General features: G+C 57.8%; 18 protein-coding genes and 2 pseudogenes. 8 read left to right on the plus strand and 12 right to left on the minus strand.

The window, feature by feature from the left end; genetic code table 11:
* Window positions 1–215: 215 nt before the first annotated feature.
* The 5 genes and pseudogenes from LJD17_RS20325 to LJD17_RS20345 form a co-directional block, all read right to left on the minus strand.
* Window positions 216–611 carry a hypothetical protein gene (locus tag LJD17_RS20325; RefSeq protein ID WP_227386027.1) on the minus strand — a complete coding sequence of 132 codons (396 nt, stop codon included), beginning with the start codon at window positions 609–611 and terminating at the stop codon, window positions 216–218.
* A gap of 89 nt (window positions 612–700) precedes the next feature.
* Complete coding sequence (locus LJD17_RS20330; RefSeq protein WP_227386028.1) at window positions 701–11,095, minus strand: DUF4214 domain-containing protein; 10,395 nt, start codon at window positions 11,093–11,095, stop codon at window positions 701–703.
* A 255-nt stretch (window positions 11,096–11,350) separates the two neighbouring features.
* Window positions 11,351–11,881 carry a hypothetical protein gene (locus tag LJD17_RS20335; RefSeq protein WP_227386029.1) on the minus strand — a complete coding sequence of 177 codons (531 nt, stop codon included), beginning with the start codon at window positions 11,879–11,881 and terminating at the stop codon, window positions 11,351–11,353.
* Between the two features lie 342 nt (window positions 11,882–12,223).
* Window positions 12,224–12,991: pseudogene (locus LJD17_RS20340) on the minus strand (IS5 family transposase).
* Window positions 12,992–13,281: 290 nt separating this feature from the next.
* Window positions 13,282–14,589, minus strand: coding sequence for an LPD7 domain-containing protein (locus LJD17_RS20345; protein ID WP_227386030.1), 1,308 nt, complete (start codon window positions 14,587–14,589; stop codon window positions 13,282–13,284).
* 333 nt (window positions 14,590–14,922) lie between these two features.
* Between LJD17_RS20345 and LJD17_RS20350 the strand changes: the two genes are divergently transcribed.
* Both LJD17_RS20350 and LJD17_RS20355 read left to right on the plus strand, forming a co-directional pair.
* Window positions 14,923–15,441, plus strand: a complete 519-nt coding sequence (locus tag LJD17_RS20350) for a DUF2628 domain-containing protein (RefSeq protein ID WP_227386031.1) — start codon at window positions 14,923–14,925, stop codon at window positions 15,439–15,441.
* A 23-nt stretch (window positions 15,442–15,464) separates the two neighbouring features.
* Window positions 15,465–15,695, plus strand: coding sequence for a WGR domain-containing protein (locus LJD17_RS20355; RefSeq protein ID WP_227386083.1), 231 nt, complete (start codon window positions 15,465–15,467; stop codon window positions 15,693–15,695).
* Between the two features lie 8 nt (window positions 15,696–15,703).
* Here LJD17_RS20355 and LJD17_RS20360 read toward each other — a convergent pair whose 3' ends face one another.
* The 5 genes and pseudogenes from LJD17_RS20360 to LJD17_RS20380 form a co-directional block, all read right to left on the minus strand.
* Window positions 15,704–16,102: a type II toxin-antitoxin system VapC family toxin gene (locus LJD17_RS20360; RefSeq protein ID WP_227386032.1), complete on the minus strand. Its 399-nt coding sequence runs from the start codon at window positions 16,100–16,102 to the stop codon at window positions 15,704–15,706.
* Window positions 16,099–16,347 (minus strand): hypothetical protein, encoded by a 249-nt coding sequence (locus LJD17_RS20365; RefSeq protein ID WP_227386033.1) that lies wholly within the window; start codon window positions 16,345–16,347, stop codon window positions 16,099–16,101. The genes LJD17_RS20360 and LJD17_RS20365 overlap by 4 nt, the downstream gene beginning before the upstream one ends.
* Before the next feature lie 173 nt (window positions 16,348–16,520).
* Window positions 16,521–16,851, minus strand: a pseudogene (locus tag LJD17_RS20370) (DUF2958 domain-containing protein).
* A 331-nt stretch (window positions 16,852–17,182) separates the two neighbouring features.
* The gene (locus tag LJD17_RS20375; protein ID WP_227386034.1) at window positions 17,183–17,767 is read right to left on the minus strand and encodes a glyoxalase superfamily protein; all 585 of its coding nucleotides are present in this window, start codon (window positions 17,765–17,767) and stop codon (window positions 17,183–17,185) included.
* 228 nt (window positions 17,768–17,995) lie between these two features.
* Window positions 17,996–18,295, minus strand: a complete 300-nt coding sequence (locus LJD17_RS20380; protein ID WP_227386035.1) for a zincin-like metallopeptidase domain-containing protein — start codon at window positions 18,293–18,295, stop codon at window positions 17,996–17,998.
* A gap of 269 nt (window positions 18,296–18,564) precedes the next feature.
* Between LJD17_RS20380 and LJD17_RS20385 the strand changes: the two genes are divergently transcribed.
* The 5 genes from LJD17_RS20385 to LJD17_RS20405 all read left to right on the plus strand — a co-directional run bounded on the left by LJD17_RS20385 (window position 18,565) and on the right by LJD17_RS20405 (window position 21,288).
* Entirely contained in the window at window positions 18,565–18,975 is a 411-nt protein-coding gene (locus LJD17_RS20385; RefSeq protein ID WP_227386084.1) for a MarR family winged helix-turn-helix transcriptional regulator, read from the plus strand.
* Between the two features lie 39 nt (window positions 18,976–19,014).
* Window positions 19,015–19,416, plus strand: coding sequence for a DUF1398 domain-containing protein (locus tag LJD17_RS20390; RefSeq protein ID WP_227386036.1), 402 nt, complete (start codon window positions 19,015–19,017; stop codon window positions 19,414–19,416).
* Between the two features lie 14 nt (window positions 19,417–19,430).
* Window positions 19,431–19,868 carry a hypothetical protein gene (locus LJD17_RS20395; protein WP_227386037.1) on the plus strand — a complete coding sequence of 146 codons (438 nt, stop codon included), beginning with the start codon at window positions 19,431–19,433 and terminating at the stop codon, window positions 19,866–19,868.
* Window positions 19,869–20,193: 325 nt separating this feature from the next.
* Window positions 20,194–20,574: an antitoxin Xre/MbcA/ParS toxin-binding domain-containing protein gene (locus tag LJD17_RS20400; protein ID WP_227386038.1), complete on the plus strand. Its 381-nt coding sequence runs from the start codon at window positions 20,194–20,196 to the stop codon at window positions 20,572–20,574.
* A gap of 216 nt (window positions 20,575–20,790) precedes the next feature.
* Window positions 20,791–21,288, plus strand: coding sequence for an RES domain-containing protein (locus tag LJD17_RS20405; RefSeq protein ID WP_227386039.1), 498 nt, complete (start codon window positions 20,791–20,793; stop codon window positions 21,286–21,288).
* A gap of 199 nt (window positions 21,289–21,487) precedes the next feature.
* Here the strand turns inward: LJD17_RS20405 and LJD17_RS20410 are convergent, their stop codons facing one another.
* Complete coding sequence (locus tag LJD17_RS20410; RefSeq protein WP_227386040.1) at window positions 21,488–21,757, minus strand: hypothetical protein; 270 nt, start codon at window positions 21,755–21,757, stop codon at window positions 21,488–21,490.
* 333 nt (window positions 21,758–22,090) lie between these two features.
* Here LJD17_RS20410 and LJD17_RS24275 point away from each other — a divergent pair, with 333 nt between their 5' ends.
* Window positions 22,091–22,768, plus strand: coding sequence for a cold-shock protein (locus LJD17_RS24275; protein WP_319799711.1), 678 nt, complete (start codon window positions 22,091–22,093; stop codon window positions 22,766–22,768).
* 262 nt (window positions 22,769–23,030) lie between these two features.
* Here the strand turns inward: LJD17_RS24275 and LJD17_RS20425 are convergent, their stop codons facing one another.
* Window positions 23,031–25,007, minus strand: coding sequence for a methyl-accepting chemotaxis protein (locus tag LJD17_RS20425; protein WP_227386041.1), 1,977 nt, complete (start codon window positions 25,005–25,007; stop codon window positions 23,031–23,033).
* Between the last annotated feature and the right edge of the window lie 323 nt (window positions 25,008–25,330).

Raw genomic sequence — 25,330 nt, forward strand, 5'->3', positions numbered from 1 at the left:
CCAGAATGTTGACCACCGCGGAAAACACCGCGACGCCAATGAATGAAGGGCTGCAAGCTTTCAGAGCGTCATAAACCTCTGTGCTTTCTTCCCGTTGCCTTTTCGATGCCTGCGTCATCTCTCGTCCGGTGGGCTGCGTGAAGGGGCTGCCATGGCTGCTGGGCTAAGTGGCCAGATGTCAGCAGGCGCGATCTGACGGCGCCCTGAACGGGAGCCTAGCGGCAATGGGAGGCGTAGGTAACCCGCAGCCTGCCGTGCGATGCAGCAAACCCTTCAAGGCTCGCCTGCGCCTTCGGCGCAGTGACGATTTGGGCGCAGATCGGACTTTCCTGTCCTTTCCATGTCAGCTGCCGGTCGCCTGCAACCAGCGTGGCTTTGAGCGCCTGGCAGGTCGCTCGGTCCCATGCCCCCTCCTTGGCGTGGCCCTGTGTAAGAAGGGCTTGCCCGTAACGGTGCGTGGCCGCATCGACGTCCTCGGTCAGTCGTTTCGACTTCTCCATGCAGGCGACGATGGCAGCGCCAGGATCCGACGCCTTAGCTTTTGCATTCGCTGGTAAGCACGCGGCAAGCAAGAGGCCAAGTGCTGTCAGAAACACTCGTGTCGCTTTCATTGGGAAGATCCTGGTCTGTAAAAAGAGAGTCTCGCAGTATTGGACTGGAGGCGCGGCAGCGGGACACCCGGCCGCGCCTCGGGGAGGCGTTAGGCCATGAACCGGAAGTCGTCCTTGCTGAGGCTTGAGAGAAGCACATTCTTTAGGGTGACGGTGTTCTCATCATCTTTGGTGATCACCACGTCTTCTCCGATCTGCTGCGCCGCACCGAACACATCATCCGCATTGGCAAAGGTCTCCTTGTTGAAGACGATCAGATCGCCTGTGGCGCCTGCATCGAAACCACGGACAGTGTCATGACCGAACCGCTGAGCAAAGACAAAGGCATCAGCTCCCTGAGTTGCAATCAGCTCTTCTGGGTTTCCTGTGCCGGAAATGATGCCTGGCGCTGCCCCCCCGAGCGTCTTTGTCTCAAGGGCCTCCGGGGTAAAGCTGAGCGCTGTGTCGCCGGCGAGGGTCGTCCTGCCGTCGGCCCAGGTAATCGCGGCTGTGCCCGAGATCATGGACCCATCAGGGAAGTTCTGAGGCGTTGAGCTATCCGCCTGCAGGTCAATGCTCTTGATCCCCCACTGGTCCAGCGTACGCAGTTCTCCCGCTTCGGAGATCCCATTCTGGTTCTTGTCCTGCCAGATCCGGAACTCACCCCAGCGCTCATCCTTCGCGTCCAGCACACCGTCGCCATTGGAGTCGAAGGCTTGGCGAAGGGCCTCAAGATCAGAGCTCGTCCATTGCGCCCAGTTTGTGAAGGCAATCTCCTTCTTCTGATCAATGACACCGTCAGCGCCCGCAGATCCATCGGCCGCCAGATCAATAACGAGGAAGCCATCCTTGGCACTGGCCCATGCGGTCTTTTCTCTCTTTCCGTCACCATCCCAATCGAAGGTCACGCCGGATGTGCGTCCATCGAGCAGCTCAATTCCGTCGCCGTCAAGGTCAACAGTAATCGGAGCCACGTAGTACGCCCATGTTCCATTGTCGTACTGCGTGCTCATGGCATCGAGATAGCCGTAAGCATTGTAGTGCTGATATTGGTAGTAGATGGTGGAGTTCATATAGATGTCCCACCATTCGTAGGACCGGCCGCCACTGTCGAGATAGAAGGTCTGGTCCATAAGCGTACCGGAACCATTATAATTCTTCTGATAGCTCGTCCAGTTAGTCGCGCCGTAATCCCAGCCGTATTCAATGGTGGCGCCGCTGTCCAGGTTATCCTGCTGCAACGTTGGTCGGGCGGCTCCGTCGTAGATGATCAGCCGTTGGTACAGGGTGTTCGCAGAAGTATAGTCCCAGAAATACGACCAACTTCCACCGCTATCGTAGGTACCCTGTTGGCTGGTACGGTTACCGCTGGCATCGTAGTAGTCGGTATAAGTCGACCAGTTGTAAGCGCCGGTGGGATCCCAGAACATAACCCATTTGCGCCCATCATCATAAGTGCCGCTTTGGCTGGTCCGCTGACCCGACGCATTTATGTAGTCGGTATAAGACGACCAGTTATAAGCCCCTGCCGGGTCATAGTAGTTTGTCCATTGAGTGCCATTATCGTAAGTGCCGCTCTGGCTGGTCCACCGTCCGGCTGCATCGAAATAGTCAGTATACGTCGACCAGTTGTTCGATCCTGTGACATCCCAATACATCGACCATTTGCGACCATCGTCATAGGTACCGCTCTGATTGGTGCGCTGACCGGCAGCGTTCATCGTGTCGGTGTAGGTCGACCAGTTATAGGCGCCTGCGACGTCCCAGAAGATCACCCACTTGCGGCCATCGTCATAAGTCCCATTCTGGCTTGTGCGATGACCTCCTGCGTTGAAATAATCCGTATAAGTCGTCCAGTTGTTTGCGTTTGCGACGTCCCAGTAGCTCGTCCACTTGCTACCATCGTCGTTGGTTCCGCTCTGGCAGGTGCGCAGCCCGTCCGCATTGACGAAAGTCGTGTAGGTCGCCCAGGTCTGAGCGTTCGCCACGTCCCAGATCTGGTTAGAGCGTGACCCGTCGTCATTGACGATGTCTTTTGTCGTTCGCAGCCCGGTTGTGTTGAACTGCTCGACTTGGCTTGTCCAGACCTGCGTATTAGCGGGGTCCCACAGCTTCTCGGTGCGGGATCCATCATCGTTATTGGTGATCAACTTGGTCATGCGGCCCTGTGAGTCGGACCATTCCTGACGGGACAACCACGCTTGGGTGCCTGCCAGATCATGCGACACACTCGTTGATGTACCGTCATCAAACAATGTCCGCTCGTAGATCAAAGCTCCGAGTGCATTGTACTCATGCCGGATGCTGGCCCAGGACTGCCCTGCGTTCACGTCCCAGTCGATGACCGTCCGTGAACCATCGCTCGCGACTGTTTCCGCATGGGCCTCAGGACTCGCAGCAGCTTCTATCTGAGCGCGGGTCAGTTGGGAGCCATCCGCAAATACAACGCCGTTCAGACCCCATTCCTTCGTTCCACTCCCATCCGTGACGCCCGCTCTGAACTGATCGTGGACCGTGATGATCTCGCCCGTTGCCAGAACGCGGATGCGCAGGTCGTCCCAGGCTCCCGTCGGGCTCCCAGAAGCATTGACACGCTGTAGGCTGATATCCGCTCGATTGAGATTGCCGAACTGCAGCCTGTCCGCTCCGACCACTTCGTCCGGTGCGCCGCTGGAGCTTGGCACGACGAGATGGGAGGCGTAGATGACATCATCGCCATCCCCCCGCGCGTAGTGGATTGTGTCCGTACCCTGCCCGTCAACAATCGTATCAGCGTTAGCTCCGCCAGTGATATGGTTGACCCCGGCGCCACCGCTCAACTGATCGCGCCCACTCGTGCCATTCAACACATCGTCGCTGGATGACCCAGGAACAATGTTTCCAGTACTATCGCCCGGTGTCTGCGCAATTGCGAGGATCAGATCGGCGCGAGAGATCTGGCCACCATCCAAGGCCGAGACCCAGTGATTCGTTTCCTGCACAGTGGGAGCGCGGCCTAATGCGTTAAGGAACATCGCTGCAATGAAGGATGCACTCGAGAGGTTGGCGCCATTCTTCGTGCTAAACTCCGACGATGACAACAATGTTGCAATCACTTGTGCAACCGTCTTGCTGCCATTGACGATCGCCTGTGCTTGGGCTGATGCCTCAGCCACAGTCGGATCCCGATCCAGCATGGTGCCATAGAGCTTTGATACCAGATTGAGTGCTAACGCTCTATCCGTCTCGTGTTGCAGACTGAAAGCTTCATTTCCGGGGAACTTTTCTTCAGCCAGGCGCTCGTCACCGTTGGTCAGATTCTCGGCCGAATTGGCAAGTGACAGGGCTGCCCCGACTCGCGTCAGTGCACCGTCCACGAGACCTGAAAGAAGCCGATGGGTGTCTGACAAAGTAGCGCTGTGCTCAAAGGCATTCTGATAGATCCGGTCCAAAAACTCGGCATTCGAGAGCGGTCCGAATCTCTGCCCGAACTCCCCACTCGCTAGAAGGTCGGAAGCCAGCTTGGCCGCATCAAGCGCGCCATTGCTGATATATTTCAGGAGTGTCTCGCTTTCCCGATCCGTCATTTGCCGATCAAGGACAACCCCGTAGATCCGAGTGGCGAGTTCCAAGCATCCCTTCTTTGTCGCTAAATCAATCGTAATCGTCCGAACAACGCCACCTTCGTTCGATGTCCAGGTGTCCACCCCATTCAGGCTGATCGCGTGGCTCACTGTGATGCCGGAACCGAGCGAAACATAAACGCCGTTGGTCGCAAAACCGACAACATCGGCAAGCCCATCTCCGTCCACGTCAGCCAGTTTGCGCGGTACCGTGTTGTTACTGGTCCAGCCCTGATTTGATCCATATGAGCTGGAGGAAAATACCGCACTGCTAAAGGTTCCGTTTGCCTGACCGAAGGAGACATAGACACCATCGGTGGCAAAGCCGACAATATCGGCCCGCCCGTCGCCATTTATGTCAGCCAGTTCACGGGGAGTGGCATCTTGGCTGGTCCAGCCGCCAGCCGTTCCATAACCGCTGTAAGCGAGTGAAGCAGTGCCAAATTTACCATTTGCTTGACCCAGCGACACATAGACCCCGTTGGAGGCGAAGCCGACGATATCCGCCCGACCGTCGCCGTTCACATCCGCCAGCTTCCGCGGCATGGTGTTGTCGCTGGTCCATCCGCCCGCAGTGCCGTATCCGTAGATGCCGACGAACGCAGTGCCGAATGTTCCGTCGGCTTGGCCCAGAGAGACACTGACGCCGCCAGAGGCAAAGCCAACAATGTCCGCGCGCCCATCGCCGTTTACGTCTGCAATCTCGCGCGGATAAGCATCCTGAGTCGACCAGCCGTTCCCTGCGCCGTAGTGATTGTATGCAATGAATGAGGTACCGAATGTTCCATTACTTTGACCGAGCGCGACGTACACCGCACCTGAACCAAAGCCGATGATATCAGCTCTTCCATCACCATTCACATCTGCCAATTTACGGGGATAGGTATTGTCGCTGTTCCAGGAGCTCCCGTACGTAAATCCATTGCCGGCAACGATCGCGGCTGCGAACGATCCATCCGCTTGACCCAACGCAACATTAATCGCATTGTGGGCAAATCCAACGATGTCGGCGCGCCCGTCACCGTTCACGTCTGCCATTTCTCGGGGATAAATCTCCTGGCTGGACCACCCACCGGATGCAGAACCGTAGCCGCTATAGGCAGCTTTCGCATTATCGAAACCGCCAGTAGCCTGCGTCCACGTATAGCTGCCGTTTTGATTGGCCAAATACTCGGTCTTCTCGACGACCCCATTGCTCCATTGCCTCGCGACTGACTGACCATCGGCGCTGACGGTTCGGGTCACAGAGGAGGTAAGGGCCCCGGTCGCGGAATAATACTGGGTTGTCTCGGATTGTGTTTCATCAGCATTTACAGTGGTAGTGACGACCTTGTCATCGATGCCATCACCATCGCTATCAATCTTTGACGTAGTGGTTCGGCCGTCTGCCGTCGTGGTCGTAATGATCTTCTTATGCAGGGAATTGTCCGCATAGCGCGACGCGACGGTCGTAGTCGTAGATCCGTCTATGTTCAGTACTTTGTTCGTTGTCGTCGTCCGATCGGTGGTTCCGTCGCCGTTCGTATCGAAGATGGACGTGACGGTCAGGCCGTCATCGCTCGTTGTCGTTGTCGTCTTACTCACAAGCTGACCGGCGTCGTTCGTCTCCGAGACAACAGTGGTCTGGCTGCCGTCTGCGTTCAGCGCAACTATGCTGGTTGTGACCCGGTCGTTCAGGCCATCACCGTCCCCGTCCACCTGAACTGTCTTGGCGAGACCGTCGGCACTGGTGACCGTAACGACCTTATCCCTTGACGCCTCAGCTGTCCCGGTGTTTTCCCAGCTGTCTGTGACACTGCGATCGGCATTGACGATGGTCGTGTGCAACCGGTCGAACAGGCTATCACCGTTGGTGTCTACCTGCCCGACAACGCGGAGCCCGTCTGCACTGGTCGTCACGACTGACTTTTGAATCAACGATCCCGTAAGACTCTTCAGCTCAGCAGTCTCAGTAACGGCGCCGTTGACTGCGATTGTCTTGCTAGACGCGCGCTCGATAGAACCGTTGCCGTCAACGTCAAGCTGGGTCGTTTTCGACAAGCCGTTGCCGCTGATGATTGTTGTCGACCGATCGAGGAGCACCGCAGAGCCACTGAAGGTGCTGATCGTCTCGGTCCGTGAGCCGTCGGCATTCAGTGTCGTCACGTCTGTGGCACTGCGCTTAAATAGATTGGGAGAATAGCCTGGGCCAGCGGCATCGAACGTATAGCTGGCTGAGAGACCATTGCCGCTCACGGTGGACACGACACTGCTCTTTAGCTTGGCTACGGCTCCACCGGACCCAGAATAAGCAGTGTCGGTCAACGTTGTCGTCCGGCTACCGTCAACATTCAAGACGGTATGACGGGCCTGAACGCGGTCGAACGCCCCGTCGCCATTGAGGTCGCGCTGCTGCGTCCAATCAAGACCAGTGGCACTGGTTGTCTCGACGATTTTGTTGATCAGGGTTCCTGTCGCCGACAGGTTCGCACGCGTCTCAACCAGATTTTTGTTACCGTCGATTGCTGTAGTCACGGTCCGGTCTATCTTGCCGTCGCCATTGAGATCACGACTGACGGAGACGGTTTCGCCGTCATCGCTGGTTGTGACTATGTCCTTGCGCCGCAGAGATCCGTTGGCGTTCGTCACCGTAACAGTTTGCGTCCGGCTACCGTCTATATTCAGGAGGGTCGTATCGGTGGTGGTAGTTTCGAAGGTCCCGTCGGCGTCAGCATCTACCTTAGTCGTCTTCACGAGCCCCGTCGCGCTCACAGATGCCACGGTCTGATCACGCAACGAGCCATCACTGTTCAGGGTACGGTGGGTGGTCGTTCGGCCGCCGTCGGCACTCAATGTCGTCACATCTGTCGCGGTGACATCGACAACACCGTCGCCATTGACGTCCACCTGGGCTGTCTGCGACAGGCCGGTCGCACTGGCGGTCGTGACGGTCCTGCTGGTCAGGTGGCCAGCGGAATCGAGGTTCGCAATCGTCGTGACGGTGTCGCCGTTGACAAGGGTCGCAACGACGACTGTTTTGTCGGCATGGCCGTCGCCGTCCGTATCGATCTGCGACGCCGATGACCGTTTATCGTCACTGACCGTCACCTCACTGCGCTGGCGCAGGGATCCGTCCGCATTGGCTTCGGTAATCGTATGAACCTGACTGCCGTTGGCGTTCAGCACCATGACATCGGTCGTGATAATATCTGTTATACTATCGCCATTGACGTCACGCTCGACCGTCGTCACAAAGCCGTTGGCACTGACTGTGCCGATGGTCTTGTCGCGGACTGTGCCGTCGGGATTGACCGCCGTGCGGGTTGTCGTGCGGCTGCCGTTGGCATTGAGCACCGTGACCTCGGTGGTGGTCAGGTCAAAGGTGCCATCGCCATTGGCATCGGTCTGGCTCGTCCTCGACAGACCCGTCGCGCTGACCGTCGTTACCGTCTTGCCGCGCAGCGAGCCGTCGGCATGAGTGTCGGTCGCCGTGGTAATGCGGCTTCCATCGGCGTGCAAGACCGTGGCAACCGCTGTGGTCAGATCATAGATTCCGTCACCGTTCAGGTCCCTCTGGATCGTGCTGGAAAGGCCATTCGCGCTCTTCGTCGCAACGACCTTGTCGATGAGACTGCCGCCGGCCGTCAGGTGGGTAGCGGTTTCGACGACGCTGCCGTTGGCCTGAACGGCGCTGCTGATGCTCTCATCGGCACTACCATCACCGTTGGTGTCGCGGGAGAATGTAGTCGTCTGCCGGTCGCTGCTCGTCTGCGTGGTTTCCCTGGAGCGGAGGGAGCCGTTGGCGTTGGTTGCGGTCAGTGTCCGTACCTTGCTGCCATCGGCATTGAGTACGGTAACGTCGGCCGTTGACAGGTCGAAGACACTGTCGCCGTTGGCATCGACCTGTGTGGTCTGGCTCAGGCCATTGGCACTCGCTGTTGTGACGACTTTGCCGCGGACCGCGCCATCTGTGTTGGTGGTCGTCTGGGTCGTCGTCGAACTCCCGTCGGCGTTCAGGACCGTCACATTTGCGACAGTGCGATCAAAAATCCCATCGCCGTTCTCGTCGGACTGATCCGTCCGTGCGAGACCGGTGGCGCTGGTGGTCGATACGAGCTTTGAGCGCAGCGATCCGTCTTCATTATATGCCGAGACGGTGGCGACGCTGGCGCCTGTCGTATCGACAGCGATTGTCTCGACCCGGTCGAATGCCCCGTCACCATTGCTGTCGGTTTGGGTGGTGCGGGAGCGCCCGTCGCTGCCTTTGAAAACGATCTCTTTAATGTGGAGGGATCCGTCGCCGTTGTGGGTCTCGACGGTCTGGGTCCGGCTGCCGTCGGCGTGGATGACGGTTGCGTCGGACGTACTGAGATCAATATCACCGTCCCCGTCGACATCGGACCAGGTCTGGCGGACCAGACCGTCGGCGCTGACGGTCGCGGTCGTGCTGGTTTGGAGCGAGCCGTCCCGACTCTGAACCAGGTTGCTCGACGTCGAGCTGCCGTCTGTGGTGACCGTGATGACGATCGACTGAACGAGATCGTTTGCACCGTCGCCGTCGAGGTCCTGTTGGATGGTTTGAGTGCGGCCGTCGCTACTGATGGTCTTGATCGTCCGGTTGCGCAGGGTGTCGTTGGCGTTCCGGATGCTGATCGTCTGGACGCGGCTGTCATCGCTATTGACGAGGGTCGCGTCCTGCTCCTTGTCGTCGGCAATGCCGTTACCGTCGACATCGACGTCGGTCGTTCGCGTCAAGCCATCCGCCGCGACAGTGCTCGTCGCCTGGCGGATCAACGTGCCGTCGCGGCTGAGATCGGAGACGACAATGGTGGAGGTGCCGTTAGCCTGGGTGGCACGGAACTCGGTCTGGTCTGCGAACGTATCGCCGTTGCTGTCGCGCGAGATCGAGACAATCGCCTTGTCGGCACTGGTTTCGGTGACCGTGCGGTCTGTCAGACGTCCTGCAGCTGTGGAGTTGGCCAAGGTTTCCGTCTTGCTACCGTCGGCGTGTGTCACAGTTGCACGCGATTGCATATCGTCGACAACAGTGTCGCCATTGCGGTCGAACAACAACGTTACGGTTTTTCCGTCGGCGGAGGTGAGGCCTGTGATCGCGCTGGCCAGGGTGCCGTCGGCGTTCAGCATCTTGTTGACGATGCTGGTCGAACCGTCGGCGTTTTGGGTCACAGTCTTCTGGACGACATACCCCTCGAGGTCGTAGCTGAGGGCGGCATCGGCAGCCGTACCGGTCGTGCCATCGGTGCGGGTATAGGTCGCCTGTCCAAGGATCTTGCTGCCATCCGGCAAGGTGATGTTGGTCTTATCAGCGATTAGGTTAATCGATTCGATGCCGAGTTCGGCCAGGGTCTTCACCGACGTAGTTCCGTCAGAATTCGTGACCATAACGCGGAACTGCGACCACCGCGCGTCCCCCGCATCGAGTCTGCCGTTTTGGTTGGTATCGAAGACGTTGCGCAACGCCTGCATATCGCCACTGGCGGTGGGGTCCCAGTCAGTAAAGATAGCTTCGCTGCGGTTGGTGATTTGCCCATCGCCGTCAGCGTCAATAGCCAGCACGCCGTTGCCAGCGCCGGCCCAAGCAGTGCGATGCTTGTAGCCATCGCCAGCCATATCGAAGAAAGTACTCGACGATGACTTTTGTGTGATCTGAATGCCGTCGCCAGTTAAATCCAGGATAATGGGCCAATTGCGGGCTCCTTCACCTGGAGAGTTATCTCCGGTATTCTCGGCGCTGTAACTTTGACCATCGTAGCTGCTATAGCCGTAGTTATTTCCATACGCTCCCCCTAACTCGGGCCCGAAACCGTTGAACGATCCCCTCGTGGTACCATCATAACCGCCGTAGTCGCGAGCTCCTCCAGAGTAATCGCGACCTTGGCCGAAATCCCCTCCCTTACTGTACCCACCGTCACTGCTTGGAGCCCTGTCACCGTATGAGTCGCCGGGCTCGCCCAGGTTGCCCCTGTCGCGTGGAGAATCATATCCGGTACCAGGTCCCAAATACCCGCTATCGGGGTCTCTGGCGTAACTATCACCACCCCAAGCACCCGAACTGAAGCCATATCCACCAGAACTGGGGCTGTATCCACTTGGGCTGAAGGAATAGCCACCGGGATCGTAACTGTAGCCACTCGGAACACTCGGTGGTGCGATATCTTGCGCTTCCGCCGGGAGGCTGGGCGCTACGCGTTCGGGGCCGTCCAATTTTAGTCCCTCAGCACGAGCGAGGGCGAGTTGATCGTTGGTAAAAACTGGCGAGTTGTCTAGGCTCCAACTGACAGCATCGGCCGGCAGGCTAGGCATCGCTGGACCATTGAGATTAAACCCGCCAACCACCGCTCCCCGCGCCGCCGCATTGTTGGCGGCACTGGCAAAGTCGTGTTGATTGGCTAGAACGGCCTCGTGGACGCTGCCAGCTTCCAAAACGTCGTTATCGGTCAATCCATGGCGAGCGTCGTTGTAGCTTAGCGGCGACGCCGGAGTAAAAGTTCCGTAGCTAAGACTCGCCTGCGGCACATATGTGTCAAGCCCATAGTACGTCCCCACTCCAAGGCCGAAGCCAATCGCCGTACCAGCAACCGGAGCGAGTGGCCCTGCCAATGAGAATACAGCCGTGCCAAAGGCAAGGCCCACGTTGAATGCTTCTAGCGTGGCCACGCCGATCGCGGCAGAGCGAACGCCTGCTACGGCGCCATAGCTCGCTGCGGCAGGAAGTGATCCCGTCTGCTGATATCCAGCGATGCCCATGGTAACGCCGGTGGTAATGGCGCCAAACCCTACCGCGGTTCGGCCGAGGGCAGTCCCGACTTGTCCCACGGCGCCGACAACGGCTGTAGTACTGCCTGGGGCTAGATAACCGCCCATCTCAAAGGATGCAGTGAGGAGCCCCGTGCCGACCATCATGCCGGCATATGTGTCGGTGATGACACCGCCAAAGGCGTAGCCTACCGCGCCCTAGCCCGGCGATTGCAGCGGACCATCAAGACCGAAGGTACTATGGCCAAAGTTGTCAACCGCAAAAGAACCACTTCCTGACCAAGACTGCGTGAAAGACGATGAATCCGACATGTTCAATCCTGCGTTTGCAGCCTAAGGAGATAGATTGGCGGGGAAAGAAACTGATCGTGGTAGCTACTTGACCTTACTGGGCAAAATCCATTAATACTTTCGGTAACTATAGATTTTCACATAGCCTATTTCGCATAATATACCGATTACGATAATAAATGTGATAGCGCATAGAAGAACCGGCAATATTAACTTTATTAACTGGCGTGCAACGTCTTGGCCACTGTTGAGAAAAACACCGTTAATTTCCCCTATAAACGATAGACGAAGTAACACTAATACTATTAGCAGAAGAGGCATAGTAACGAGATTTCGCCGAAGACCTGGCAGCGCCCTCATCTCAGGCATATGAGGGAGGATTGTAGGCAATCCGGCGATAGCTTGGGCGAGCGCTCCGATCAGCGCCAATACAACGAATTGTTGATGGTAAACTGTCAGCCCGTGCGCAAACGAGCGCTCCCATGGCAGTAAAGAATATGGGTAGAACCATTCGATCAGACCTTGCGGCATAAGTAAGTGCTGCGGGCCGCGCGCCAGCGCATAAATTGCCAGTCCAGTGAATATAAAGAACGGAAGACCAAACATCTTGCCGTTAAACTGAAGGCGCTCTTCATATGTCATAGCAAGCTGCCCAGCGACACTTGGTGTGCGCGTCCATACACTACATTATTTGAAGTCGTTGAGACTTAGCAATGGCATTAAGCATCCAACTTAAGAATCAATTCAGTAAAACTGAACAGTGAAATAGACATCACATTCAACAAACGCACAATGTATCATTATATGTCGTTATGTGAGTATGCCGAAACAGATTGTGTGCTGGCGGCAATGGCTCTTGCGCTCAGATCAGGCTTGGATACCCAGCATGCCTAAATCTAAACTGAGCGCTCCGGCCGTTATCACAAGCGTGAACTAACTCGGCTCGACCATCCCCTTCGTATACCTTGCCCTTTCTACGGCCTGTTAAGTCTTGAGCCAGTCGATTGCTGCGGCAAGGCAGAGCACACCCATGAAGGATGAGGCGGTCTTCTCGTAGCGGGTTGCAACAGCCCGCAACTCCTTCAACCTCGCCCAGAGCCGCTCGACAACATTGCGATTGTTATAAATCCAGTCCGGACAGGCAAGCGGCACCTCATTGGACTTGGCCGGGACGGCCGGCTTGGCACTGATGCTCCGGATGTGTTCGCGGAAGCTGTGACTGGAGTAGCCGCGATCCGCCACAACTCAGCTCGGCACGTCCGGCAGGCTGGTGCGAAGCGGAATGGCTACAGGCAGCTTGTGCGCCTGACCGGGCGCGAGCCGAACGCGATGACGCGCCCGAGAGCGTCGGCGATCACGCAAGCCTTGGTGCCATAGCCACCACGAGAGCGGCCAAGTCTTCACGATCGTCTCGTTGAGCTTGAGAGCCCCTTTTCGGCGCGCCCCGGCGGCCTGCTGATGCGCCCGCGCACTGGTGCCGTCGAGGAACGCCGTTCCAAGCTGGATGCCGCGCTCTTGCACCAAGTTGAGCAGGCGCTTCCAGACACCCAGGCACGCCCAGCGGATGAAGGTCTGAGCGGCCCGCCACCAGGGTCCCAGTTCACCGGGCACAGAGCGTTACTTGGCGCCATTCTGATGCCGCCAGAGAATCGCCTCCATCGTGCGACGCAGATCGTGCGGTGGGGTCTTGCCCTTCGGACGGCACTGTTCCACCAAAGGCTCCAGCATCGCCCATTGTGCGTCCGTCAGCATTGCTCCTCGTCAAATCAGGAAGAGAAAAACGCCTCCAAGTGCAAAGGGTTCAAGTCATAACAGGCCGTAGCGACCATATAGAGATAAAGTGGCAGTTTACGTATAGAAGAAAGCTTTTTCCAAGAGCGAGCCATCATTAGTAGAACTTTTGCTGGATCTTAAGCGTGCGTAACGCTTTGGAACCTGACTCGAAAAGATGGGCTTGGTTTCAGGTGATTACGAGCCCTCCAGTCCGCATTCGAATATGGGAAGTGAAGTGTCGTTGAAGTGATAGGCATCGGATTAAGTCATTATTGCCGGTTGCGCGGCCGATGGATTGGAGGACGCCGCACCTCACGCTGCTGCTCCTGGCGTTGCGCTTCCAGCTTCTGAGCCTGGGCGTCCTGGGTCTGATCCGTCCTCCCCTCGGTCTCCGGCTTCTGCACCAGCTCGGGCCGATCCGTTTGCTTCTGTGATGTCACCTCAACGCGCCACACGCCGCGCTCCATCGGCCTCTCCTCGCGGTGCGTGACTTCGCCTGTTTTCTCATCGCGAACCGGAACCGGCTTCGTCACGCGCTCAATACCGCGATATTGGGCCGTGATGGTGTCGCCCGGCTTCGCGTCGGCTCCCTTGAGATCTTTGGCAACCTGCACGCTCCAGATGCGATGTTCGCTGCCATCCTTGAGACGAATATCGACATATGGCGATACATCGTTCTTCGGGTCGTCTTGATAGCGTCCCTCGCCGACGCGCAGCAATGTGCCCACGAGCGGCGGGCACTCGGCCGGCTCTGCTGGTGGGATCGTCGGTCTGGCTTTCGCATCCTGCGCCTTCTCGGCCTTCTGGTCCGGCCGGTCCTGCTCGGACTTGGCTTTCACAATCTCCGCCGTCTCGGCCTTGCCAAGCCTCTCCCGCTCGGCGGCAATTCGCTCTTGCAGCTCCGGATTGAGGATCTCGAAGCCGTGTTCCGCCGCGAGACCGACCACCAGGCTCTTGTACGCCTCGCCGCCTTTCACGCTCAGTCCGTCCCACTTCTCGGACGAAACCTGCAGTGCGGCCCGAACAGTCTCCCGGTCCTGATACTGATGAATGCGAACCTGCGCGCCTGTGTCCACGAACGCCAGCTTCGGACCGGCTGCCGTGTCGCGGAAGTAATGAACCTCTTCGCCTTTGACCTCGTGACGGAACGGCCCGACATCCTCACGCTTCGGCGCGACGAAGCGATCACCCGCGACCTGCGGTCGGCGCTCCTCGTAGATCTTCCGCTTGTCGGCAACCGCTTTCTCCAGATCCGACATAGCCGCCCGTGCGAGATCCGTCATTTCCGGCCGCTGCTCCATCGGGGTTGCCTGCACCATGGCGGCGATATCCACCTTCATGCTTTCAAGCGTGCTTTCCAACTGCTCGATCCGCGGCATGGTGCGTTCTCCTGTAGCGGGCTCTTGTGAATTCGTCTGGTGCCGTTGCTCTGCCAGCGTGGCGGCGGTTTGCGTGCGGTGGCGGAACGCGATCACCCTCCCCTCGGCGTCCGCCATGGGGTGAAGAGGCTGCGCCTGAACCGCAAGGTTGTGGCTCAGGGTGACATAAGACTCGGGGTTCGTTCGCGACGGAACCACCTCGGACAGCCGAATGATGTCCTGTCCGAAGCCCTGGCCGACTACATTGCAAAGAGGCCTTAGGCCGGTTCTGTGAATGAGATTGTGCTGACTCGATGCGATCCAGCCTGCAACATGAAAAGGCTCGCGGAGCCGACCGGCTGCAGTCAAGGCGAAAGGTGTAGCAGAGGTGCACCCGGTGGGATGCGCGCGTCAGCCCCGAGCAATGGTTGAGGTCCGCAAGATCGCATTGGAGCGTCGGTGCAGGCCCATTGATCTCGTGACCAAAGCCCTTGATGATTTTCTGCGTGAGGTCAGGGGCCGGTTTTAGGTTGACATACGGGATAGGTTTGCATGGAGAATGTAACTTCGGTCGTGCCACAGGTCCGGCAATCAGAGGACCATTATGCGCCCTTTCTCGCCTATGTCGGCGATAAGGGACAGTATTATCTCCATACACTCCTCAAGATGGAAGCCGCTGACCCGACCTTGAAACGTCTCGTTGCAACCTGGTGCTGGCCAGCCTTGCTCATAACTTGGCCATGGCTGTTTTATCGCAAGCTCTATCTGGTTGCGATCCTTACGTCTGGCCTGCCCCTCGCCCTTGATGTCTTAATCCGCAAAATGGGGTGGGGCGCGGGTCTGGTGGATTGGCTTCCATCCGTAGCCGGAGTCTGCTTCGCCATCCTCGGTAGGCAGCTCTATATCAAACACGCGCTCCGCAAGATCGGCAAGTTGCGAACCATCTCCACATCCGAGGCCGAGCTGATAGAGCGGGCGCGGCAAGCTGGCGGCGTCAACTTAACAGCTGCTATTTGGGCTCCGTTCGCGCTGGCTGTCGCCTATTTCCTCGCGTTGCGCTGGATCCCCTGAGCCGCTTGTCTGTGAATGAGATTGTGCTGACCCGATGCGATCCAGGCCGCAACATGAAAAGGTTCTATGCGCTGCGCGTGGAAGCCGACCTATTCGGCGGCGTCGTGCTGGTGCGGGAATGGGGCCGGACCGGCGGCGCCAGCCGCGTTTTGCGGCAGCATTTCGCGCAAGCGGAAGCGACCGATAAAACCTGCGCCGCCCTGCGGCGCAAGAAGCTCCGGCGAGGCTACACGCCTTCCGGATCTCCCCTATGACCACGGCTCTAGGCCAAGTCGGTTTTGGCGAAGTCGTTGCCTTTGTAGAGCAACGGAACGCGGTAGGCTTTCGCACACGCATAGGAAAACACGTCGGCCAAATTGAGCTTCGCGCCGTGGCCGGTTCCCTTGCCGTACTGCGCATAGGCGCGCGTGGCCTTGTTGCCGATCTCCGGCGTGATGCTGATGGTTTGTGCCTTCAAGACTGCCAGAAGCTCAGAAACGATTTCCTGAGACGCAGGAATCGTAACCCCCTTGATAGTGGCAAACCTGACAACGGCTTCGGTCACGGAAACCGGCGACGTGATGAGGTTGGTTTTCGCCTCGTCGATCCTGCGTGCCAAGTCGGTGGCTTCTGGCTCGCCCGCAAGCAGGGCGATAATGGCGGACGTTTCAAGATACATCATTCACCCCAAAGCTCGTCGGAGGCGGCCTTCTCTGCCTCCCAATCAATGCGGCCAATGGGCTTGCCCATGGCGCGAACCTTGGCGTGGATGGCACCAAGCTTTTCGATGGTCGGCGTGTGTGCGTCGTCTCGCTCGACAGCTTGGACGACCACCTGCCGCAATACGTCCGCGACGGTCTTGTTCTTGCGCTGGGCCAGAACTTTGAGCTGCTGCACCACGGCTTCATCCTTAATCAAATAGGTCATGCTCGTTTCCGTCGGTATATCCCAAACGCGTATATACTTATATACCCCTCAGGATATACTGACAAGTGCTAAGGTGCAAAATGAAAGGCGAAGTGACGCCATTTCACACCGCTACGCGATGGTGGGAAGCCGCGCCAATCACTGTGAAAGAGACCGGCGCGCGTTCCCGCGCCCTAGACCGTAATCCGTCGGGCTTGGCGGGCTTCCGCCGCCAGTTCAGAAACGGGTTTATCGGTCCTAAAGGAAAGATCCTTCTCGACTGGCAGGCCGAGTTTGCCTCGAATGCTGCGAAGTTCGGACAAGCTGACAGAAGGCGATATCGGTGTCCTCGGGGTGCACATCTGTGAGAAGCCACGTCGCGCCCGCATCTGGCGTGAACAGCTTAACGACCGGAACGAAGTCCGCTCCCTCGTTGGTGGTCGATAGCTGACCGTTTGCCAGCAATCTGTTCCACTCTTCCTGCGTGAAAAAGCCTTGGATTAGGGAAGCAAATTCGGTCTGCATGGATTTTCTCCTTTGGAATGTTCGGGCGCAGCGCCTGCGCCTGCGCCCCTGCCACGTGGCGAACGCGGGGAGAGAGGGGCAAGCTCGAAGGCCGGAGGGGGATCACCCGCCGGCCAAGCGCGCAGTGCATGGGCGGCCGCATTCGCGGTCCTGCAGGCGGAGCCGAAGGATGGGGAGACCGGCCGAAGCGGCTTGTTGGGAGAGAGGGGCGGAGCCCCACTCTCCCGCCAGCATGTGCATTATCGGGACTACCGCCGCCGCTCGCGGCGGCGACTGTGTGAACATTGGAGGGCCGGAAGCCCTTCAGCCATACGGGCTGCTGCCCGACTTTCTACGCCGCCCGCTTGGCCGTTCCCGACGAACGCTGGCAGATGCTCCAGATATGTCCCATCGGATCAAAGATCGTAGCCGCTAGCCCACCCCCGGCGCTCACCTGTAGCTCATCGCGGACAGCCGCACCGGCGATAACCGCCCTTGAGAGATACGCGTCGGCATCGCTTACTTCGAGCTGGAACGTGGTGCTGACGGCTCCCCGTTCTTTAGGAAAGAACGGACCTCCACGCCATGGCTCGGCCTCGCGCTTGGGATTGGAGCCGGAGACCGAAATTGCGACTTCGCCAATCTGTAACTCAATTGCTATTTTTTGTCCGTCTTGGGTATGAGCCTTAGTCTGGACCGCGCCGAACGCAGCTTCGTAAAAGTTTGCGGCCTCTTGCTGGCGACCATGCTCCACAAAGATCGTGGCCGCCACGGTGATTTCACTGCTGCACGCGGCACACAAAACGTTCCAGTCCGAATAGCCGAGTTGCTGTGCGATCAGTTCCAGGCAGACGCTATGCGAGACTTCCACCTGCTTTTCGGCCAGTGCTTTGCGCAAGGCCTTCGCCATGACTTTTGCACGGTTGATCGTATTCACGGTCAATCCCTCACGTGGGCGAAATCAGTGTCAGTGCTCGCCTTCCTGACGGCCGCCCAACAGGGTCAAACCATGTCTTACGTGCATTCACCAATCCAATCGGAGCGAGCGGCAGGCTGCACGGCCTGCGCAAATCCTATCTATTCAACGCTTCCGGTCAACTTGGTTTCCGCGGCCTGCGCGTAAGAGCCTTCGCGTAAAGGGGCGCCCCATGCCGCCCCTCTGTGTTCAGGCTGCCAGGGCCATTTCCTCGGATAGAGCAAGGTCACGAAGGTGAACGGCGGCCTTCTGTGCCGCGCTGGCGGCTGTGAAAAACGCCCGCTCGTCCTTCTCCAGCAATTTGAACCAGTTCTGAATGTAACCGGCGTGACGGATATCGCCGTCAAAGCTAAACTCAGCGCAAAGGAAAGCGCTGGTCATCAGTTCAGCAACAAGTTCTTCGGCTGCATAAGCTTCCGAACCGAAGGGGTTGCGAAGATCTCGGCCAAGCCGTGACGCGTGGCCGGTCCAGTGTTCCTTATGCCGCATCGTCGATTTCTAAGGCTGAGGAGGCTGCTGTGGACAGGTGGTGGTTCGGCATAATACTGCCGCTACACCGCTTTTACTCGCGGCGCATCCGCGGTTGGAATGCTACGTCCGGAGCCTGACACCAGAAGCGGTATGCCATCCACATTGCTTCATCTGTGAACCCCGACGAATCTAGTTGACTAGGAAACTTAAGTCGGTTAGTTTCCTAGTCAACGATATGGAGAATTGCCTTGAATGCCTCAAAACTGACCGATCATACTGGGTACTGGATGCGGATAGTATCGAACGCCGTGTCGCAGGAGTTTGCTCGGAAGGTGGCTGGCCAAGATGTAACAGTCGCCGAGTGGTCATTCATGCGGGCACTCTATGGTTCTGAACCAATGCCCCCGTCAATTCTCGCCGAAAAGATGGGTATGACCAAAGGCGCAATCAGCAAACTTGCGGAAAGGCTGCTGGCCAAGGGATTGGTGCTGCGGAAGGAAAGCAAGGATGACAAGCGCGCCCACAGCCTTTCCTTGACGAATGAGGGCCGGGACAAAATCCCGGTTCTTGCAGCGCTTGCCGATGAGAATGATGCGGAATTCTTTAATACCTTGACGAGGGAAGAGCTGGAAACGCTCAACCGAATTCTGAAGGTACTCGCCGAGCGACGCGGGCTTAACGCAACCCCGGTAGACTGAGAGCCGTCCAATTTTTACTTTGACATGAAAGGAACCGCCATGGACGCGGAACGGATTTCTATTGCCCAGACTTGCCTGCATGCGGCCCACACTGGAAGCTTGAGCTTCCCGGAGATCGTGGGCAAACTGATCACTGCCGGCTTCGAAGGTTACGCCGTCGACTACCGTCGAAATACACAGACATGCTATCTGCCCGATGGTGACAGCATCATGCTGGACATGCCACCCTCCTCCGGGAGCGTCGCTTCTGAGTTCGATGCCAATAAGGTCGAATTCCTGGTACGTTGGGCTCAGGCAAACCCCGCCGACTACAGCTATGTCGCCTTCTGCGAGAAGGTCAAAGTGGCGGGTTGCGCGGGATACCTGGTCTCGTTTCTAGGCCGTCGCGTGGTCTATTTTGGTCGCACTGCCGAGACCCATGTCGAACACTTCCCGAAGTGATGAGAAGATCGATCATGACGCCTTCTGCACTTTTGATCGGCGGGCTCATTCCAGCTATCTGCCTGGGACTCGGAACCGTATTGATGCGGGCGAGTCTCGGCGCGGGCGCCTCCATCCCCTTGTACTTGGCCGTTGTTGGCAGTGTCGTAGGGCTGATTGGCTGGTCGATGCTCCTGTGGACCGGTGGACCGACACCTTCCCTACGGCCGATCCTATTTGCCGCGACGATGGGTGCGACTTGGGCCATGGCTATTGCCTGCATGGCGTATGGTATAGGTGTGCTGAAACTGCCCGTTTCGATCATCGCACCGTTGACCAACAGTAATGCACTGGTTGCTGTCATCGTAGGCGCAGGAGTTTTTGCCGAATGGCGCAGCCTCAATCTCTCCCTCGTTGCACTAGGCACAGTGCTGATTTGTGCCGGTGCGACGGTAATCTCTTTCTCCCGCTGAGGACTTTCCAATGCTTGACCATATCGGATTACGTACCATTGAGCCTAACCGCATGATAACATTCTATGAGGCAGCGCTTGCGCCACTCGGCATCACCAAACTCACTGGCTGGGATGGCGGCGCAGGATTTGGGCGAAACGCTCCTAACTTTTGGATCGGTGGCGGCGCGGTCGCCCGTTCAGCACGGTGCCGCTCTGCCGGCCCATAGGTCTCTCCAAAACGGCCAAGCCGCTAGGTCAGTGCGCACCGGACCGGCAGACTGATGGAGCTTTCCTCTTTACAGAAAGATTTTAAGGATCAATCATGTTGGAGAAAGAGTTATGGGATGATCGCAAACGCACTGTCCGCCCCTAAGCCCCAGGACGCGAGCATCGTGTCAAAGGCGGCCGTTCGAGCCGCCGAGCGCCTTGGCATTCCAGTGCAGCTCTTTGCCACGATCATTGGCGTCTCGGAAGCAACCGTCTCCCGGATGAAGAAGGGCGACTTTCCCCTCGATCGGGACCGAAATGCCTTCCAGCTGTCCCTACTCTTTGTCCGGCTCTATCACTCGCTCGATGCGATCGTGGGCGGTGATCAGGCTGCGGCGGCTTCCTGGCTCAAAAGCCCGAACACCGCCCTCGGCAACCGCCCGATCGACGCAGTTCAATCCATCGCCGGACTTATGAATGTCATCGATTACCTCGACTCCCGCCGCGCTCCACTCTGAGTTTCGTCCCTACAAAGGATTGTGCTGACGGGTCGTCGAGGCCCAGTACATTATTGCGACGGTGCAGTTGGTTGACACCCTCGATGAGCAGGGTCGACTCGAGGAACTACTTGATCTGACCAAACCTCCAGTGCCGGCGGATTGCCAGCACCTTCATCCGCTGCTTTAAACGCCTGTCCGCTATGCCGCGCGGCAACGCTCGCGGTTCCGACGGCCGTGGCAGAAGGTAGTACCTATTATACCGCCGAACAGGTCGAGACGGCGATTACCGAATTGGCGTTCCATCGACTATTGTTCTTTGCCGAAGCTCCTGAAATGCGGATCCCGCAGGGCTTTGCCGAGTACACACCTCTCTCGGTATCGATTGCGACCGACAGCATGATTGATATTACCGGAAACGTCGATACTGCCCTCGCCCACTTTAGCGATTACCGCGCCACACAGGCATTCGCGGACGCAGCCAGGGCGGCAGGGGCCTCCGGGATTCGGGCAAAATCCGTGCGGTGTCCCAAGCGCGGAGCTACGCTGACGTGGCTCATCTGCGCCGGCTTCGATCACCCCGAGCCGCGGGCCCGTCAGAGCTGGCATATCCGGGTGACACAGTTCGGCGTGCAAGCATTATGCGAAAGCCCCAGGGCTGCGATCCAGTTCGAGTCAGATGTCTTCGCCGCCGATCCACGGGTGGCCAACTTCAGTTGGAACCGGGCGCCTTGAGCGAGCGACGTACATGCTTTGCTTGCGAATGATCCCCTCGCCCGATCCGTAGATCACCTACGGCCAAAGCTTGCTCCATTTAGACTTGAAGAAGCTGTGTGAAGAGAAGACCGACTGCATCTGGGCCTGCTCCCGTCCGTCGGACGGCCGGCCAGCCATAATCGGTCCGGGCGATTGCCTGCCCAAGGATGAGAAGGCTTTATGCCATCATTGCAAACGAGACGGCCAACAGTACGAGGACCACCTCCCTACTCTCCTCGAATGGATGGCCCTCGGCCGACATCACGCGCTCCCCACCCGCCTCCTTGACTAGTCCACGAACCCGCTGGCGGAGGCCTGGTTTGCCTGCGAGAGTGAGGCTACGACTGCTGACGGCGGCCTGCGCATGATCAACCTGTCGGCCAACAAGACTATCGACGAGGCGCTCGATCTGTTCGATCGGGAGCTCCCGGAGGTGCCATCCTCTCATGCTCTCATACAAGACAGGTCGTGAGCTGTGGCACTGCCCGGTCATGGATTCTGCAACCTCGTAACTCACCATCCTGTCCCTGTCCGATAGATCGAGCTCTTTTAAGATTGATCCTTATGGGGCAATTCACACTCTCAGGCTTGGTCGCGACAGCCCGATGCCATGTGCTTCACCAAAATGGATGAGATGCGTTGCTGCCTGTACACCGCGAGAAACCTTTGTGAGGTGATCCGGTGTAAGCCGCTAGACGGACCTTGAGCAACTATCCCCGCTTGCGGTGTCTTAAAGGGCACGTTACGCATAGTCCTCGATAACTTGGGAGAAGGCACTCCTATGGGCCAGGGTAACGATTATCGGGATCGTCGACGTCAATTTGGCGCTCAATCTGCGGATCCATGGGGCGGCTATGCGCCCCGACCTTCATACGAGGAACCAGCCCGGCGGCCGAGCCCCGATCCAGCGTTCGGGAATGAGGTGGAGGCTCGGGTGAAATGGTTCAGCCCTGAGAAAGGCTTCGGCTTTGTCATGCTAACCGATGGATCGGGCGAGGCCTTTCTGCATACCCGGCAAGTCGAAGCCGCAGGCCACACGGCTTTCGCCCCTGGCACAACCTTGATGGTGAAGGTTGGGTTAGGTCAGAAAGGTCAGCAGGTCAGCCAGATCTTCAGCGTTGACACCAGCACCGCCGCATCCGAACCACCCCGGAATGGAACCCAAACCAGACCAGGACAATCTAACGGAAATCCGCGTCAAGATGTGCCGAGACGAACACGGGATTTGGAAGCGCCGCAAGCGAGCGGCCCTCCAACAATTGCCGGAACTGTAAAGTGGTTTAACCCCGTAAAGGGATATGGGTTTGTTGCTGTCGAGAGTGAAAGTCAGGACCTTTTCCTTCACATTTCGACTGTCGAGCGGGCTGGGCTTGGCAGCTTGGCCGAAGGGCAGCCCGTCCTCGTTTCCATCATCCACGGCCGCAAAGGACGAGAGGTCGGCGCGATCAAGCCTGCGTAGTCATTGCAACTGAAGTAAGGAAAAAGTCAGCTCCATTGGTCGTTGCCGTGCGCAACTTCCGCCAGAGGTCGCTCGCCTTGCTAGTTTAATGGCACAGCGCAAGTCAAAATCCGGCTGCCGTTACGCGTAGGCCCGGGGGCCATAACTAGATCCTAGCGTGAGCGCTATTACTTCTGGCGGCTCCACTGTGAGATCGTGCAACGCACTTCCTCAGGCCTGAGTGGAGGCGCAACCAGTTCATCAGCCTGAGGAACTTAAGTGCTTATGCAGCTTTGACATCATTGAGGAAGTTTGCGACTTCGCGTCTCAAGTCTTCCGAATGATGTGACAGTTCCTGGGCGGCCCCGAGCACCTGCGATGCGGCAGCGCCGGTGTCTCCCGCGCCCCGACGGACATCTTCGATATTGCCCGTCACCTGCTCGGTGCCACGCGCCGCCTCCTGCACGTTGCGGGCAATCTCGGCGGTCGCGGCTCCCTGCTCCTCCATGGCCGCCGCGATGCCGACAGAGATCTGCGACATTTCGGTGATGGTCCTGGCGATCTCCTGAATGGCCGCCACCGTTTGCTGGGTCGCCTGCTGAACCGAGCCGATCTGCTGCGAGATTTCCTCGGTCGCCTTGGCGGTCTGGCTGGCGAGATCCTTCACCTCGGAAGCCACCACCGCAAAGCCCTTGCCGGCTTCCCCGGCACGGGCCGCCTCGATGGTGGCATTGAGGGCCAGCAGATTGGTCTGCGAGGCGATGTTGTTGATCAGCTGCACCACATTGCCGATCTTTTCCGCAGTGGCTGCAAGATCCTGAACGGTGGAGTTGGTGCGCTGTGCGCCGGAGACAGCGCGGTCGGCGATCTCCGAGGATTGCGCGACCTGCGATGCGATCTCGCGGATGGAGATCGACAGCTCTTCCGTCGCGGCTGCCACGGTCTGCACGTTGGCCGAGGTCTGCTGGGCGGCCGATGCCACCGTGACGGATTGATTGTTGGTCTGGTTGGCAACCGAGGTCATCGATTGAGCGGTGGCCTCCATTTCCGTGGCGGCGGAGGCGAGGCCCTGGGTCAGGGCGGAGACGTTGTGCTCGAACGTCTTCGTCAGCTGATCAAGCACCTCGGCCCTGCGGGCTTTCGTATCCGCTTCGAAGACTGCCCGTTCATCGGCGATCTTCTTAGCAATCAGCGCTTCTTTGAATACTTGTACGGCGCGTGCGATGGTGCCGACCTCGTCGCCGCGTTCCTGACCGAAGACCGTTACTGACAGGTTATCCCGGGCGAGATGCGCCATCGTCTCACTCAAAGCTAGAATAGGCTTGGACACGGCCCGTCCGACAAGCCATGTGAGTATTGAAACGGCAGCCAACGCAACAGCGATTGCGGTCCACATCATATGTGTCGTCGAAGCTGTTGCATTGTTCATGCCGCTCTTGGCACGAGCGTATTGATCGGAGGCTGCGACCAAGATCGCCGAGACGACCGGATCGACTTTAGCGTAGGCGCTCGACAGCACCTTCATCTCGTTGGTTAGATCATTCGAGACGGTAATATAGTCGGAAAAATCCTTCTGATAGGAAGCTATAAGCTGTTTGATCTCACCTTGCCTTGTTGAGTGGATCCCTGATGAGGATAAGGCGGTTGAGAACTCATCAGCGCGCTTCTTCATGTCCTCGCCGTATTTCGGATCGAGGCGCAGCATGAAATCTTTTTCGTGTCGGCGCATCATGAGCATGAGGTTCGTCAACTGGAGATTGTTGACCTCAGCAAGCTTCGTTTCGACCGTATGAACAGAGCTGCGTAGGGCACTCTGCAAGCCGGCATTTTCGTTTAATCCAAGCTTCTTCTGCGCGGCGACAAGCTTGGTGAAGCTGTTGCTGTAGGTGACAAAATTCTCGCGCAGACTGTTGAGTTGTCCGCCAACGCTCGCAAGACCCGGTAAGCGCCCAAGCGCTGCGTCGAGTTTGGTGAGATTATTCTCGAAGGCCTGTGAGAGCTCGGCATGGCGTTGGGAGTACTTTTCGTCCTTTCGGAGTAGGTAGTCCTTCTCCGCACGACGCATCTCCAGTAGCCCTACATTCGCTGCGGCGGCAAGTTGCTGAGTTTGCTCGGCAGCAGCCAACGAGTCTTCGTAATGAATAAGTGTGCTCTGAGATATGAGGTAGATTGCACCAACGATGAATATACCTGCAGATGCAAACGCACCGACGATCCCAATCTGGAATTTCAAACTGAACTTAGTTAGCAAAGCTTTCATCGTGCCCCCTGCTGCTGCCCGGCCACTTCTTGCGGTGGTTGGGAGCAATGCTCTTGGAATATATTCAAAACACTTGGTGTTGAGCCATCAGCCGGCTAATCATGATGTGCGGAAACTAATGTTGGGTAAATAGATCGAAGAAAGGACTTTCTTCTTTGGGCGTGGTGCACATGCATATCGATGAACTACCATCAGCGTATATGACGGATCGTTATTGGTATGCAGAATTGCAAACAGAACCCTGTCCGTACTTCCTAGCTAGCCTTGTGAGGGTGCCGTTGCCGGAACGTAATGTTGCAAGCTCTTGCGATACCAACTACCGC

Source organism: Microvirga rosea (assembly GCF_020595095.1).
Taxonomy (GTDB): Bacteria; Pseudomonadota; Alphaproteobacteria; order Rhizobiales; family Beijerinckiaceae; genus Microvirga; species Microvirga rosea.

What these genes read in the sequence shown, in the direction of transcription:
- LJD17_RS20400 (WP_227386038.1), top strand. Translation starts at nt 20,194, where the DNA reads ATGATCGCAAACGCACTGTCCGCCCCTAAGCCCCAGGACGCGAGCATC.
- LJD17_RS20380 (WP_227386035.1), bottom strand. Translation starts at nt 18,295, where the DNA reads ATGCGGCATAAGGAACACTGGACCGGCCACGCGTCACGGCTTGGCCGA.
- LJD17_RS20360 (WP_227386032.1), bottom strand. Translation starts at nt 16,102, where the DNA reads ATGATGTATCTTGAAACGTCCGCCATTATCGCCCTGCTTGCGGGCGAG.
- LJD17_RS20350 (WP_227386031.1), top strand. Translation starts at nt 14,923, where the DNA reads ATGGAGAATGTAACTTCGGTCGTGCCACAGGTCCGGCAATCAGAGGAC.
- LJD17_RS20395 (WP_227386037.1), top strand. Translation starts at nt 19,431, where the DNA reads ATGACGCCTTCTGCACTTTTGATCGGCGGGCTCATTCCAGCTATCTGC.
- LJD17_RS20385 (WP_227386084.1), top strand. Translation starts at nt 18,565, where the DNA reads ATGCGGATAGTATCGAACGCCGTGTCGCAGGAGTTTGCTCGGAAGGTG.
- LJD17_RS20335 (WP_227386029.1), bottom strand. Translation starts at nt 11,881, where the DNA reads ATGACATATGAAGAGCGCCTTCAGTTTAACGGCAAGATGTTTGGTCTT.
- LJD17_RS20325 (WP_227386027.1), bottom strand. Translation starts at nt 611, where the DNA reads ATGAAAGCGACACGAGTGTTTCTGACAGCACTTGGCCTCTTGCTTGCC.
- LJD17_RS20425 (WP_227386041.1), bottom strand. Translation starts at nt 25,007, where the DNA reads ATGAAAGCTTTGCTAACTAAGTTCAGTTTGAAATTCCAGATTGGGATC.
- LJD17_RS20390 (WP_227386036.1), top strand. Translation starts at nt 19,015, where the DNA reads ATGGACGCGGAACGGATTTCTATTGCCCAGACTTGCCTGCATGCGGCC.
- LJD17_RS20330 (WP_227386028.1), bottom strand. Translation starts at nt 11,095, where the DNA reads ATGATGGTCGGCACGGGGCTCCTCACTGCATCCTTTGAGATGGGCGGT.
- LJD17_RS20365 (WP_227386033.1), bottom strand. Translation starts at nt 16,347, where the DNA reads ATGACCTATTTGATTAAGGATGAAGCCGTGGTGCAGCAGCTCAAAGTT.
- LJD17_RS24275 (WP_319799711.1), top strand. Translation starts at nt 22,091, where the DNA reads ATGGGCCAGGGTAACGATTATCGGGATCGTCGACGTCAATTTGGCGCT.
- LJD17_RS20410 (WP_227386040.1), bottom strand. Translation starts at nt 21,757, where the DNA reads ATGAGAGGATGGCACCTCCGGGAGCTCCCGATCGAACAGATCGAGCGC.